A 13,515-nucleotide genomic window follows, 5' to 3' on the forward strand; every position below is an offset into this window, starting at 1 on the left:
TCGAATAGCCGTCTCGGCCTGCCGGGCTCGGCCCTCCTGCCGTGCTTGCGGGACTACCAGGTCACAGGCAGCCCGGCCGCCATGATGGCCATGCGGTTGGGGTGCCACGGGACCTCCGCCGGCGGCACGGCCAGGCGGATTCCGGGCAGGCGCTCGAGGAGGACGCGGAAGGCGACGTCGGACTGGCGGCGGACCAGGTGGGCGCCGGGGCAGTGGTGGCGGCCGTAGCCGAAGCGGAGGTGCGGGTTGGGGGAACGGTGGGGTCAGAAGGTCTCGGGGTCGGAGAACGCGGCGGGGTCGTAGTTGACCGCGTCCAGGGAGAGCAGGACCATGTCGCCCTCCTTCACCTCCGCGTCGCCGAGCTGTGCGTCCTGGGTGACGAAGCGGGGGATCGCGTTGCCCAGGACGACGCTGCAGCGCAGGAGCTCCTCGACGCACTGCGGCATCGTCTCGGGGCGGGCGCGGACCGCGCTCATGACGTCGGGGCGCTGCAGGAGGTTGAAGGCGGCGACACCCAGGAAGCTCGCGAAGTCCTCGTAGCCGCTGACGAAGAGGACCGACACGATGTTCGACAGCTGGCGGCCGGTCAGGCCCTGGTGCTCGGCGTTGAGGTCGGCGAGGCGGTCCGCCAGGCCGCGCGGGTGGCCGGGGCGGCGGGTCGCCATGTGCTCGTGCATGTACGCGCGGATCTCCTCCCAGTTGCGGGCGAGTTCCTCGTACGTGGGCGTGACCATGGTCAGGTCGAGGTCGGCCCGTACGGCGAGCCATTCGCGGTCCTCGAAGGGCAGTCCGAGGAGCCGGCACATGCACTGGGCGGCGACCCACTCGGCGAAGTGACGCTGCAGGTCGCCGGGGCTGCCCTCCCGGATCATGGCGTCCAGGCCCTCGTGGGTGGCGGCTTCGACCCAGTCGGCGGGGAGGTCGGGCTGGTTGCGCCCGAGGGCCTTGAGTACTTCGTCGCGCAGGCCCGCCTGCTGCAGGTGGTTCATGGCGTCGAGCAGTTCGGGCGCGAGGATCGGGGCGTCCTGTGCCGGGCTGTCCGCGGCGGCCAGGACGGAGCGGGCGTAGGCGCGGTCGCGCATGACGTGCTGGGTCAGTTCGTAGCCGGTGACCAGCCATGCCTGGTCGCCGGAGTTGGTGCTGACCCGGGCGACGGGGCAGCGGCCGCGCAGTTCGGTGAGTTCGGGGGCGAGCTGGTCGCCGCGGGTGCTGAAGGGGTAGTGGGGGAGGGGGTCTTCGTGCGGGGTTTCCGTGGACGTGGACGTGGACGTGGACGTGGATGCGGGTGCTTGCGGTGTGGTCATGGGGTGCGGGCCCTCTTTCCTGGGGTCGCCTACGAAACGTTTCTGGGGGCGCGTAGGGCGCGCTGGTGGAGCGGGACTGTCGCTCACCAGCGCACGGGAAGCTGGGTCGGCGCGCGCAGGGGGGTGGACTCGTCCCAGGCGATGGTTTCCGCCGGTACCGCGAGTTCGATGCCGGGAAGGCGTTCCAGGAGCACCTCGATGGTGATGGCGAGTTGCAGGCGGGTCAGGTGCCCGCCGGTGCAGGCGTGCGGGCCGTGTCCGAAGGCGATGTGTGCGTTGGGGGTGCGGGTCAGGTCGAGGCGGTCGGGGTCGTCGAACGCCTCCGGGTCGCGGTTGGCGGACGCCGGTACGGGGACGACCGCGTCGCCCGCGCGGATGTGCTGCCCGTGAAGGGTGAGGTCCTCGGTCGCGACGAGGATGTTGATGGCGTTCATCAGTGGGACGTACCGCAGTAGTTCCTCCACCGCGGTGCTGATGCCTTCGGGCTTTTCGCGTAGTTTGTGCAGTTGCTCGGGGTGGGTGAGCAGTACAAGCAGGGCGTTGGCGGTGTGCTGGATGTTGGTCTTGTAGCCGGCCATGAGCATGGTGACGACGAAACTGACGACGTCGTCGCGGGTCAGCCGGCCCCCTGGACGCCGGGCCTCCGCCAGGAGCTGGCGGATGTAGTCCTCGTCCTCGCCGTCCGTTTCGGCGGCCTTCTCCTTGAGGGAGATCAGCTCGTCGGCGTAGTCCTGCAGCGCGTACAGCGCCTCGAGCACCTCCTCCATCGACAGCCCGGAGGCGCCGAGGAGAGCGAGGGTGTGCGGCAGGTAGATCTCGCGGTCCTCGTAGGGCAGGCCGACGGTCTCGCACAGTACGCGCAGCGGCAGGGGTTCGGCGTAGGAGGCGACGAGATCGGCCGTTGCGCCGTCCGCCGTGCCGGTCACCATCGTGTCGATGAGCTCCTCGGCCATCGCCCGGATCCGCGGCCGCATGAACTCCAGCTGCCGTCGGCCGAACATCGGCAGGACGGTGCGGCGTACGCGCTCGTGGTGCTCGCCGGTCATTTCCAGGAAGGTCGGCAGGGCCGGTGGCGGGGCGTCGTCGCCTTCGCGGGGCGGCCAGGCCGAGAGCAGGGGCCGGATGAGCCGGGGGTCGGCGAACGCTGCGCGCGCGTCGTCGTAGCGGCTGATCAGCCAGCCGGTCTCGCCGTTGGGGAGGAGTGCCTTGACGACGGGCTGTTCGGCGCGCAGGCGGGCGTAGGCGCAGGGCGGTCCGGCGGTGCCGGGTTCGACGTCCGGAACCGGGATGATGGTTTCGGGGTGGTTCATGCGGTGTGCTCCGATCCCGCGGTGATGCGCGACGTGCTGTGGTCCGGCGTGGCGCGGTCCGGTGTGTGCGGGGGGCGGGGGATGTAGCCGGTGGTGAAGAAGTGCTCCAGGTACCGGTCCAGCAGCGCGGAGTCCACCGGCGGGCAGTGCAGCCCGCTGTCGGTCAGTGCTCCTTCGGCGTTGCGCCGCCCCAGGACGGGGAAGGTGTCCTTGAGGTACATCTCCTTGACGGACATGTCGGCGTGGCGGCTGCGGTCGACGCACAGGGACACGAAGGGTGCCGTGGCGCTCGTCGGGTTCTCGGCGACGTGACGCACCAGCTCGCCGACCCATCGGTCGTACGGGAGCGTGCGCAGGGTGAAGCCCGCCGCGCGCATCCGGTCGAGGACGTCCGACAGCATGGCCGGGCGGGGGTTGGTGAGGTGGTAGACCCGGCCGTCGGCCGGCTGGTGCGTGGCGATGTGGACCACGGACTCGGCGAGGTGGTCGACGGGGACGAAGTCCATCGGCAGCTCGATGTCGGGGGCCACGCCGGTCTCGGCGATCGTCTTGAACAGTGAGCAGATGGCCGTCTCGGTGTTGCACGTGCCGTGCACCCGGTCGCCGGTCACCTCGTACGGCCGGTACACGGCCACCGGCAGGCCCAGCGCGGCCGCCTGCCGCAGCACGCCCTCGGCGACCCACTTGCTCTCCGCGTAGCCCATGGTGAGCCCGTTTGCGTGCGCCAGCGGAAGGTCCTCGTCGACCTCGTGCACTCCGGCGGTGCCGAATCCGGCGACGACGGCGACGGTCGAGATGAAGTGCACCGGGATCCGGCGGGGTGCCGCGATCCGGATGACCTCACGGGTTCCGTCGACGTTCGCCGGGCGCAGCTGCTCGTAGGGGTAGAGGAAGTTGACCTGGGCGCCGTTGTGCACGATGAGGTCCAGCCGGCGGGCCAGTCGGGTGGCGTGCTCGGCCGTCAGGCCCAGCTCCGGTTGGGTCAGGTCTCCGGGGAAGCACTCGACGCGTTGCCACTCGGCCTCGTCGAGGTGGAGGCCGTAGCGGGCCAGTGCGGTGCGCACCCGCTGCTCGGCGTGTGCCGGGCTCGTCGCCCGTACGGGGCAGTGGACGCGGGCGGCCGTCGAGCGCAGCAGACGGTGCAGCAGGAACACGCCGACGAACCCGGAAGCGCCCGTGAGCAGCACGTCCTTGGGGTCCTGAGGGAGGGGGCCGGGCCTTCGGCGGGCGGGAGGGCGAAGCCGAGTTCGCTCTCGCTGACGAAGTCGACCACCGGTTCCGGTCCGGCGATGCCGCCGAAGCCGCCCCGGGCCTCGCGTACGGCGGCGGTGAAGCCTTCCAGCGTGGGGGTGGCCAGCAGGGCCCTGATCAGGGTGGACCCCAGGGTGGCGTCGAGGCTGAGCACGGCGAGGGTGCGGGTGACGGCCTCCGAGGCGAGCAGGGAGTCGCCGCCGAGGTGGAAGAAGTCGTCGTGGGGCATGGGGCGTACGCGCAGCACCTGCTGCCACACCTCGGTGAGCACGTCGAGCAGGCCCTCGATCTTCGGCTCGTCCGTCTCCTCGGTGTCCTGCATCCCTGTTGTGTCGCTGTCGCTGCCGCGGTCGGTCAGGGGTGCGGTGGACTTCAGGCGGGTGCGGTCGACCTTGCCGCCACTGGTCACCGGGAAGTGGTCCATGGGCACCAGGGTGGGGACGGCCTGAGGTGGCAGCCACTCGGTGCAGTATGCGCGCAGGGCGGGCAGCGGCAGGTGGTGGCCGGGGACGGCGGGCGTGATGTAGGCGGTCAGGGCACCCGACTCGACCTCGACGACGGCTTCGCCGACCTCGGGGTGGGCGCGCAGGCGGGCCTCGACCTCGTCGAGCTCGACGCGCGCGCCGCGCAGCTTGACCTGGCGGTCGAGGCGGCCGCGGTATTCCAGCAGGCCGTCGGTGTGCTGTACGACCCGGTCGCCGGTCCGATAGAGCAGGCCGCCGCCCGGCTCCACGGCGGGCAGGGAGACGAACCGTTCGGTGGTCAGCTGCTGGTCGCCGAGGTAGCCCAGGGCCAGCCCGTCCCCGCCGACGTACAGCTCCCCTTCTTCACCCGGCCCGGCGACCGAGCCGTCGGCCCGCAGGACGTGGCAGGTGGAGGCTCCGAAGGGGCGGCCCAGGGGGACGTGCGTGGCGTCCTCGGGCAGGGGGCGCAGGATGTGGGCGGTGGAGACGACGGCGTTCTCGGTCGGGCCGTAGAAGTTGACCACTGTGGTGCCGGGGCAGGCCGCGAGGACGGCGTTCGCGAGGTGCGGGTCCATCGCCTCGCCGCCGGCGGAGACGAAGCGCAGCGTTGCCAGCGCCTCGGGGCGGGTCCGGGCGACGAGGTGGAAGACACTCGTCGTCAGATAGGCCACGGTGACGCCCGCTGTGAGGAAGAGCTGCTCCAGAGCGGTGGGGGAGAGGAGTTCCTCCCGGTCGGCGATGACCAGGCAGGCGCCGGTGAGCAGGGCGCCCCAGATCTCGATCGTCGAGGCGTCGGAGGACAGGCCGTACGCGTGCAGCACGCCGTCGCCCGGTCCGGGCGGGGGAAGTTCGGGCTCGGAGAGCACCAGGCGCACCACGCCCCGGTGGGGTATCGCGACCGGTTTGGGGCGGCCGGTCGTCCCGGAGGTGAAGGCCACGTAGGCGCAGTCGGTCGCGGAGCCGGTACGGGCGGGGGTGGGAAGTGAGGGACCGTCGGCCGCATGGTCGAGGGAACCGACCTCGACTGACGCGCGTAGACCGCGCACGCGGCGCGTACTGCCCGGCAGAGTGACCGCCGCGCTCAGACCCGCGTCCTCGGCCATGGCCCGTAATCGGGCCGGCGGAAGGTCCTCATCGAGCGGCACGTAGGCGCAGCCGGCCTTGAGGATGCCCAGCAATGCCACCAGCGCCTCGAGCGACCGGCCGCCGCACACGCCTATCAGCTCACCGGGACGGACACCATGCTCGAGCAGGCGCGCCGCCAGGTCGTCGGCGTGGGCGTCGAGTTGCCCGTAGGTCACGACGCGCTCCCCGTGCCGGGCCGCCGGCGCGTCGGGGCGCGCCGCGGCCCGTGCCTCGAACAGATCCGGGATGCGGTTGTCCCGGGGGTAGCCGGGCACAAGAGTGCCGGCCGCCGGGGACATTACCGGGGCCAGGGCAGGGGGCAACAGGCGTGACGAAACGTGGGTGTCGGTCATCGATTCCTTCTTGCTCGAGCGGTTCTGTGCGACGTGGCCGCGCGGTCGGTGAGACGTTCGCGGCGGCGCGGGGGAGGCCGGTGCGGCCATGGGGTGGTGCGGGGTGTGGGAAAGGCGGCAGTTACGGGTACGCGGCTGACTCGTCGGTGCTCAGCCGGCGTCGCCGCCCGTCTCGGCGCCGCTTTCGGCGAAGTCGGCCGCGAACGCGGCGAAGTCGGCGCTGCGCCAGTGCTGGGGGCGCATGCGGAAGAGGATGTCGTTCTTGAGCTGGGCCTCGGTCGCCACCAGGTACGCGCGTGCTTCCTCGGGGTCCAGGTACCGCTGGGTGAGCGCCTCTCGTACGGCCGGGTCCACGGGGTCCTCGATCGCCGTGATCGGGCCCTCGACGCTGACGTACCGGTACGGCCGTCCCTCGTCCTGCACGCAGAGGCTGAAGCGCCCGGCGGCGCGCAGAAGCCGAGCCTTGATGCTCTCCCGGTCCGTCTGGACGACGACCTCGCCCCCGGGCTCGTAGTCGTACCAAACCGGCACGATCAGGGGCGCGCGGTCACCGCCCCGGGAGTCGGCGACCCCCAGGACGCCGACGCGCGGTTCGGCGAGGAAGCGTTCACGGTCGGGGCGCGGCATGGAAGGCAACATGTGCGGGGGCTCCTGTCTTGGCGGCTGTGGCTGAAGTGGTGCTGTTGGAGTGACGTCACTGCTGTGAACAATCTTGAGAGCGAGAGATCAATCCCCGACCGATTAGCCGATAAACATGGGGTTTAGGCGTTTTTGAGCCGCTTCTTGGGGGGCGCGGGGTGATGCGCGCGGGCCGGGGGATCGCCGCAGGCAGGAGCCGCGCCTGGGCGGTACGCGGCAGGGGGGCCGTAAGGGGCCGGGCGTTCGCTCTCCCGTTGCCCGCGCGGCCTGTCCGGACATGCCGGCATGACCGGGTCGGGCGCCTGAACCGGGAAGCGGGGCGACACCCAGCCGCCGCGAACGACGACGGAACCCGCAGTGTGCGAACACGCCGGGGTTCGCCGGCGTGGAGAAGGTCAAGGCGCAGGCGCCCCGATATCGCCTTCTGTATGGGGCCGGAGCCGGCCTGCGATGAACTCCCTTCACAGCCTCACTTGTTGATCGCACAACAACCAGAAAGGCGCAATAAGAGGTCATTTTGACACGCTCAGCACCTGGTGATCTCATGAAAAGAGAGCTGCGGCCGCTTCAGGTCCCGGCACCGCAGAACCCGGTTCTCACCGCACGCCGTTCGCCGGCGGATTGCCCTGGTGGCGGCCTGATCACACACCAGGGGTGGGTGACCGATCGCGAGAAATGGGATGCGAACCATGGCCTCGGAATCCGAAAAGTCACGACCGATCGTGTTCCTCGGCGCACCGCAAGGTGGCGTCGACACTCCGGTGCCCCCGGAGCTCAGGGAGTGGGAAGCAGCAGTCATTCGCTTCGCGGAGCTGAGGGAGGAGATCCCGGAGGGATCCGGTGGCTCCTGCGCCTTCTCCACGAGCGGGACTCCTCGTGAAGCCGATGACTCCAAGGTGGACTACACCCTTATGTAGGCAAGGCCCTGGAGCCGGGTGTTCGTCCCGGCTCCAGCACGGCTGCGGAAGGAGTCCGCAAGCGGCCCGGAACAACGTACTGGCCAGCCTGGAGGTGAAGGGTGAAGACGGGCCGCCTGGCGATTCTCACGGACTCGGCAGATCTTCATGCCTTGCTCATGCAGCAAGTGCTGAATGGCCGGGGAAGGATCGCCTGCGACGTCGTCGAGACGGACAGCCTCTGCGGAGGCGGCGGATTGAGCTGGTCGGACGCCCGGAGTTGTTTGTCTGTCAAGGGTGGGGGCTCGATCGACGTCGGAGACCTCGATGTCGTCTGGTGGCGGCGCGGCAGCAACTTCCAAAAGATCCCGCCGGACATCACCAACCGGGCCGACGTGGAAGTCATCGACAACGACTGCCGGACGGCATTGGCCGGGATGCTCTGGAACGATTTTCACGGCACATGGGTGAGTGACCCGCACGCCACCGCCATGGCCGAGAACAAGCTCGTTCAACTGAGCGCAGCGCGGGCAGCGGGACTGCCCGTGCCGCGGACTCTCGTCAGCCAGGACCCGGAAGAGATCAGGCGGTTCTGCCTGTCAATCGAGGGCGACGTGGTCGTGAAGAGCGTGCGGGGCTGTTCTTCTGCGCCGACATTCACCACCAAGATGACCGATGCGCACCTCAGGGAAGAGGTGTCGATGCGCTTGGCCCCGGCCATCTACCAGGAATGCGTCCCGGGGCAGGATCACCTTCGCGTACTGGTTCTCGGGGACGAGATCTATGCGGTATCCATCCGCAGCGAGGATCTGGACTGGCGGGGCAGGCTCCCCGGAAGCTTCGGGATCGCGCAGGTCGACGATGCCACCCGCGCCGGCCTGATAGATGTCCTCAGACGCCTTCGGCTGAGAATGGGCGTGGTCGACATGAAGCTGGACAGCAGCGGGACTCCTGTCTGGCTGGAGGTCAATCCTCAAGGGCAGTTCCTCTTCATGCAGGCACTGAGCGGCCTGGATCTGGTGACGCCGTGCGTGACCTACTTCGAGCGGGAAGTACTGTCGGCCGCGCACCGGTTCCACCCCGAAGTCGCCTGCCGGTCGGCAGAGCTGCGCTGGTGAACCTACCGGCCGGCGGTCACGTTGACCGTCCGGATCGCACTGGACAGGCCCGTAGAAGCAGCGTGAACGGCCACGAGAGAACTGCCGCGGCCGCTGCGGTGGCCATCGACGTCCCGTGCGCCGGAGGGGACTTCATTGCTTCGGGCAGACAAGCGGCTGATCGAGCCGGCGTGCAAGGCAGTCTCCAAGGCCCTCGCCGAGGGGCGGGTGGGGCGGGCCGCGTAGCACGCCTCCTCCTTCGGGGCGGGCGATCGCGCGACGGGGCCGGTCCTCCGCCCGGGTGCGTCTCGCATCGCCGCGACCATGACCCTTCCCGCTCGGCGGGCAACCTGCCGCCTCACTATCCGGGCATGTCGCCACTCAGCGCATGGCCAGGGGCCGCGAATTGGTGGCTCTGCGAAGATCACAACATGCTGCGAACCATGGAGATCACCGCCGAGGCGGCCGTGCCCCCTCATGGAGATCCGTTCCCCAACCGGCCTACGACGTTGGAAGCCAGTGTCATGCCGCAGCCTGCTGCTCGCGGCGGGCGGCCCTCGAAGAGCCGAGTGCGTCACGGCAGCCCCTCCTGTGCGGACTACGGTTGTGGCCGCGAGGAGTGCCGACGGGCCGCACGCAGAGCCAGGGTGCGGCGGGAGACGGATCGTGCCCGCGGGCAGGACGCCCGTGTTGATGCGGCACCGGCCGCGGCTCACTCCTTGCGCCTGCGCAGGGCCGGCATGTCCGCCGGGGACATCGCCGAACGTGCCGGTATCTCGGTCACCCTGGTCCGCAGGCTCCTGCGGCCAGCGCGTATCCAGGCCAGAATCCACCGGACGACCGCCGACGCGATTCTGGGCCTGCCCATCCCCTCACAAGCACGGGCACCGCGCCTACCAGGCCTCACGCCGGGAGAGCAGGCGGCGGAGTGGTTGCTGGAACTGGCCAGGCGGGGCTGGCCCGCCACCTACCTGGCCCGGCAGCTCGGCACCAGTACCTTCACCGTCGCCGAGATCCGCAACCGGCGACGCCGGCACATCGACCTGCAGCTGGAACAGATGATCCGACTGCTGTACCAGCACCTGAAGGGCACCACGCCGGTCAACCGCGGGATCTCCTACAGAGACTCCCAACGCGCACGCCGGGCTGCCACCCGCACCGACGCGCTCTCCAGGGAAGTGGGCGTGTCACGGTCGAGTGGTGAAGAAGGTGGCTCAGTGGCTGAGGCGCTGTTCATAAGCGGTGAGATATAGGCCCTTCATCGCGGCTTCCGCCTGCTTGGCGTCCGTTCCTCGATCGATGGCCTCCAGGGCCGCGGCCGCTGAGAGCTGTACCGGGCGCGGCAGGGCGTCGAAAGCGGAGAGCCGGTAGGCGAGCGTACGGCGAGCATCCCGTTCCTCCTCGGTCACACCGTGGGGGACCAGAGGGAAGACCGCGGCCCGGTAGGTGGCGATGCTGACGACGACCGCGTCGGCGATTCCTTGCGCGTATCCGTCCGCCGACACCGTCTGGATGCCGGGGGAGACGCAGGCCATGATCTGCCGACGGGCAAGACGCGAGCCGATCCAGGCCCCCAGTCCAGCCGCTCCCGCGGCAACCAGAGCCATCAGCCGGCCGCCCAGGAGCAGGCCCGAACACAAGCCCCCCAGAGCCGCGCACGTCACCAGCACCAGCGTGATCAGCAGATGGATGCGGGCAGTGAGCGGCGGAGTCATCCCAGAAGTATGCACAACGGTGTACGGACCACGTCGCCACCTGGCGGGGGCTTGGTCACCGCCCAGTCGCTACATCGGCTCGGCATCTGCCTGCTTCTGTTCGGGCCGGTCTGCCCCGTCCTGTCGGTGTGCCGCGCTGTAGGTGACCGACCGCGCCTGCTTGCGGCGCTGCACCCTACCCCTGGCCACGAGTGCTTCCAGCGTGTTGCGCACCACGGTCGCCTTCACCGTACGTGCTGGATGAGCGGAGCTCACACCGTCCACGATGTCGACGACTGGCTGCGGCTCCTGCTGCCCGGCCAGGTACGCCAGGATGATCTCACCCCAGGTGGTTTCCCCCCGGCCTGCCGTTGCCCCGCGGCGACGGGCCTGTGCTCGCGCGGCCGTCTGGGGCGAGCGCGGCCGGGGCACTTCCGCGCCCAGGTCTCTGCCGGTGGTGCCGCCCGGGGAGGGCGGCACCAGCGCAGCCGGCTCACGGGTGAGGGCGACCTGCAGCTTCAGCAGCTGCTGATGGTCGGCTTCCAGCGTCTTCAGACGCTGCTGCAGGTCCAAGATCTCCGCGCGGACCTGCTCCCGCTCCTGGGTCACGCGCTCGATGTCCGTGGTGACCTGGGCCTTGTACTGGTCTGTAAGGGAGGCGGCAGTGTCTGGCATGAGGTGGTCCCCGCTCCAGTTGATGGGTGAGCCGAGCTGCGATGTTACCGATGCCGACCGACCAGAGGCAGACGCGAACGGAAGAATGGTCAAGTCACTTACGCCACAGGGATGTGCGATGTGATCGGCCCTCCGCTCCTGCCGGACCGCGCCTGGCCGAGCTCGTCCGGCACATCGTCGACGGCCTGGCTGACGTCACCTGACGTTGTCCCGCTCTCATGCGCATTGCCCCCTGCTCTCAGGTGATCTGGCCCGATTGGCTCGTTGTCTCAGGCGATCCGGTCCGTCGGCGCTACTCATGCCATGCGAGACCTCGACCCGTGCGGGCGATGACACCCTGGGGTCTCGGTGAACAGCACCGCCACTATGGTGGACCGATGGCATCGATCAAGCAGTTCCAAGTCACCTTCGACTGCGCGGATCCTGAGCGCGTCGCTCGCTTCTGGTGCGAGGTGTTGGGATACGTCGTACCGCCGCCGCCGGAGGGGTTTGCTACTTGGGACGATTTCGATCGCTCGCTGCCGCCCGAGCGTCAGGGTGCAGCGTTCGTCTGCATTGATCCCTCAGGTGTGGGCCCGCGACTGTATTTCCAGCGCGTTCCCGAAGGCAAGGTCGTCAAGAATCGTGTTCATCTTGACGTGCGGGTCGGCACCGGGCTCACGGGTGAAGAGCGTCTCGCCACCCTCGAGGCCGAGTGCGCACGACTGGTCGCGCTCGGCGCGGTACGCGTGCAAGTACTGATTGCCGATGGCTACAACGAGTCGTGCATCGTGATGCAGGATATCGAGGGCAACGAGTTCTGTCTCGACTGAGGGGCCGCGAACGTGTCCTCGACTACGTCATCCATGCCGCCGCCATGGCGGATGTCGCCGGTGGATCCGGCAGCCGGCCGGCGCCTCGAGCCTTCGGGCGGTGTGAGCGCGGGTTAGATGATCGGCGGGCGGCCCAGCCTCGTCATGCGCCACACCGTGGCCCACCTGACCGGCCGGCGTCGCCCGCACGGCGTTCGGAGCCCTTCCCGGAAGCCGCCCGCCCAGGCCCGGAGCCCGCCGAGAGAGCGTGTGCGGGCGAGAGTGAGCAAGGTCCACACCGTGAGGTAGACGGGCGCCAGGACGGCAGGCAGGTGGCGCTTGGCCAGCCAGACGCGGTTACGGGCGACCATCCGGTGATAGACCGCGTGGCGGGTGGGAAGAGTGCGCGGGTGCTGGAGTACGAGCGCGGGTTCGTAGAGGATCTTCCAACCGGCGTCCAGGGCCCGCCATGCCAGGTCGGTCTCTTCGTGGGCGTAGAAGAACTCCTCCGGCCATCCGCCGGTCTGCTCCAGCATGGGCATCGACAAGGCGTGCCCTCCGCCAAGGAACGTCGTCACCAGGCCCCGGCGCATCGGGTCCGAGGCCCGCAGGCGAGGGACGTGCCGACGCTGGGTGTGCCCGGTCTCGTCGGCGATCCGGAAACTGACGATGCCCAGTCGGTTATCCCGCTCATACAGCGACTGAATGAGGGTGAAGACATCCGGGCTGATCAGGAGCCCGTCGTCGTCCAGGTCCACGACGACATCCACGTCCCCGGCTTCCTGCAGGGCACGCAGGGCGACGTTGCGCCCGCCGGAGACGCCCAGGTTCTCGGGCAGCTCGATGCCGGTCACGCCGTCGGGCAGGGGCGGCAGGGGAGACCCATTGCCGACCACCACCACGTGGGCCGGGGCGGTGTCCTGTTTGGCGACCGAGTCCAGGAGCGCTTGCAACTCTTGCGGCCGGTTGCCCATCGTCAAGATGGCGACGCCTAGGCGCGGGTGACGCACGGGTGAACGCTCCCTCCTCCACCGGATGGTTCCGCGATGCTAGCGGCTCACAGAGTCAGAGCCGGGCAGAGGACACGTGATCAGTCAGGAGCCGAAGGGTGCAGCCGCAGTGATCACCAACGGACAGGGTGAATACCCGCTGCACCTGCGGGACAACATCATGCATCTGCCATCCGGGTACCTGGCCCCTGGTCCCTGGTCCTACGAATTGTCCGGCCGATCATGTGAATGTCGCCTGCCCAGGTCGTTGCCCAGGGCGCAGACTCCCTGGGCAAGCTTGTGCCGGAACTGCGCCGGATGTCCGGCCGTCCTCACATCGCCATGCGATCACAGGCTTGACCTCAATCCCGCTTGAGGTGTGACGATGATCCACATGACCACGGAATCCATATCCCACGCGGCAGATGTCGAAGCGATCACCCAGCTCGTCGCCACCGTCGAGCACTCTCAGCAGACCAAGGACCCGGAGGAGTTCCTCGGCCTCTTCCACCCGGACGCAATCTGGACGACGGCCCACGGCAAAGTCCTCATCGGCCTCGACGCGATCTCGGAGTTCACCCGCAAGGTCCTCCCTGCGGCGAGCTGGGACGGCAAGGTCACCTACGAGGTGGTCCACGTGCTCTTCATCCGTCCCGACGTCGCTGCGGTCAAGGTCCGTCAGCGTTACCTGGCCCCGGGCGAGGAGAGCGAGGGAGCCCCGCTGTACGTGATCTCGAAGCAGACCGACGGCCGCTGGCTGCTGACCGCCTGCCAGAACACGGGGGTCGTCGCCGACTAAGGGGTGTCCGGGCGATCATGAGCGGAGCCAGATGACCAGCGCGGCGACGGTGGCAGTGCCTCGGCAGAGCTTCTCCGCCCATCCGTCACATTCTCCTGTTGGGATCCGTCAGGGAGGTGAAGCGGATC

The 13,515-nt window shown here is 69.2% G+C and carries 11 protein-coding genes and 1 pseudogene; 4 read left to right on the forward strand and 8 right to left on the reverse strand.

Going from position 1 to position 13,515, the window contains the following annotated elements; genetic code table 11:
- Positions 1–263 precede the first annotated feature (263 nt).
- From J1792_RS17990 to J1792_RS18005, 5 genes and pseudogenes are all read right to left on the reverse strand, one after another.
- Entirely contained in the window at positions 264–1,304 is a 1,041-nt protein-coding gene (locus J1792_RS17990) for a cytochrome P450 (protein WP_242645960.1), read from the reverse strand.
- An 83-nt stretch (positions 1,305–1,387) separates the two neighbouring features.
- Positions 1,388–2,614 carry a cytochrome P450 family protein gene (locus J1792_RS17995; protein ID WP_207247690.1) on the reverse strand — a complete coding sequence of 409 codons (1,227 nt, stop codon included), beginning with the start codon at positions 2,612–2,614 and terminating at the stop codon, positions 1,388–1,390.
- Entirely contained in the window at positions 2,611–4,122 is a 1,512-nt protein-coding gene (locus J1792_RS34235) for an SDR family oxidoreductase (RefSeq protein ID WP_307843020.1), read from the reverse strand. The genes J1792_RS17995 and J1792_RS34235 overlap by 4 nt, the downstream gene beginning before the upstream one ends.
- Positions 4,080–5,897: pseudogene (locus J1792_RS34240) on the reverse strand (amino acid adenylation domain-containing protein); the annotation flags it as partial. The pseudogene J1792_RS34240 and the gene J1792_RS34235, both read right to left, overlap by 43 nt.
- 60 nt (positions 5,898–5,957) lie before the next feature.
- Positions 5,958–6,434 carry a pyridoxamine 5'-phosphate oxidase family protein gene (locus J1792_RS18005; RefSeq protein ID WP_242645961.1) on the reverse strand — a complete coding sequence of 159 codons (477 nt, stop codon included), beginning with the start codon at positions 6,432–6,434 and terminating at the stop codon, positions 5,958–5,960.
- A 1,030-nt stretch (positions 6,435–7,464) separates the two neighbouring features.
- On the opposite strand from J1792_RS18005, the gene J1792_RS18010 reads away from it, so the two are divergent.
- Both J1792_RS18010 and J1792_RS18015 read left to right on the forward strand, forming a co-directional pair.
- On the forward strand, positions 7,465–8,460 hold the full coding sequence (locus J1792_RS18010) for an ATP-grasp domain-containing protein (protein ID WP_086575098.1): 996 nt from the start codon (positions 7,465–7,467) through the stop codon (positions 8,458–8,460).
- 719 nt (positions 8,461–9,179) lie between these two features.
- On the forward strand, positions 9,180–9,692 hold the full coding sequence (locus tag J1792_RS18015) for a hypothetical protein (protein ID WP_143587581.1): 513 nt from the start codon (positions 9,180–9,182) through the stop codon (positions 9,690–9,692).
- On the opposite strand, the gene J1792_RS18020 is transcribed toward J1792_RS18015, so the two are convergent.
- Together J1792_RS18020 and J1792_RS18025 are read right to left on the reverse strand one after the other, a co-directional pair.
- Positions 9,654–10,154: a hypothetical protein gene (locus J1792_RS18020; RefSeq protein ID WP_086567197.1), complete on the reverse strand. Its 501-nt coding sequence runs from the start codon at positions 10,152–10,154 to the stop codon at positions 9,654–9,656. The two genes, J1792_RS18015 and J1792_RS18020, sit on opposite strands and share 39 nt — an antisense overlap.
- Before the next feature lie 69 nt (positions 10,155–10,223).
- Entirely contained in the window at positions 10,224–10,808 is a 585-nt protein-coding gene (locus J1792_RS18025) for a hypothetical protein (protein ID WP_086567195.1), read from the reverse strand.
- A gap of 377 nt (positions 10,809–11,185) precedes the next feature.
- On the opposite strand from J1792_RS18025, the gene J1792_RS18030 reads away from it, so the two are divergent.
- Complete coding sequence (locus tag J1792_RS18030) at positions 11,186–11,620, forward strand: VOC family protein (protein ID WP_207247691.1); 435 nt, start codon at positions 11,186–11,188, stop codon at positions 11,618–11,620.
- A 113-nt stretch (positions 11,621–11,733) separates the two neighbouring features.
- Here the strand turns inward: J1792_RS18030 and J1792_RS18035 are convergent, their stop codons facing one another.
- A complete protein-coding gene (locus J1792_RS18035) occupies positions 11,734–12,609 on the reverse strand; it encodes a glycosyltransferase family 2 protein (RefSeq protein ID WP_207247693.1) in 876 nt (291 codons plus the stop codon).
- 364 nt (positions 12,610–12,973) lie between these two features.
- Between J1792_RS18035 and J1792_RS18040 the strand changes: the two genes are divergently transcribed.
- Entirely contained in the window at positions 12,974–13,387 is a 414-nt protein-coding gene (locus J1792_RS18040; RefSeq protein ID WP_179198782.1) for an SgcJ/EcaC family oxidoreductase, read from the forward strand.
- The last annotated feature ends 128 nt before the right edge of the window (positions 13,388–13,515 follow it).

This window comes from Streptomyces triculaminicus (assembly GCF_017349075.1).
GTDB lineage: Bacteria > Actinomycetota > Actinomycetes > Streptomycetales > Streptomycetaceae > Streptomyces > Streptomyces triculaminicus.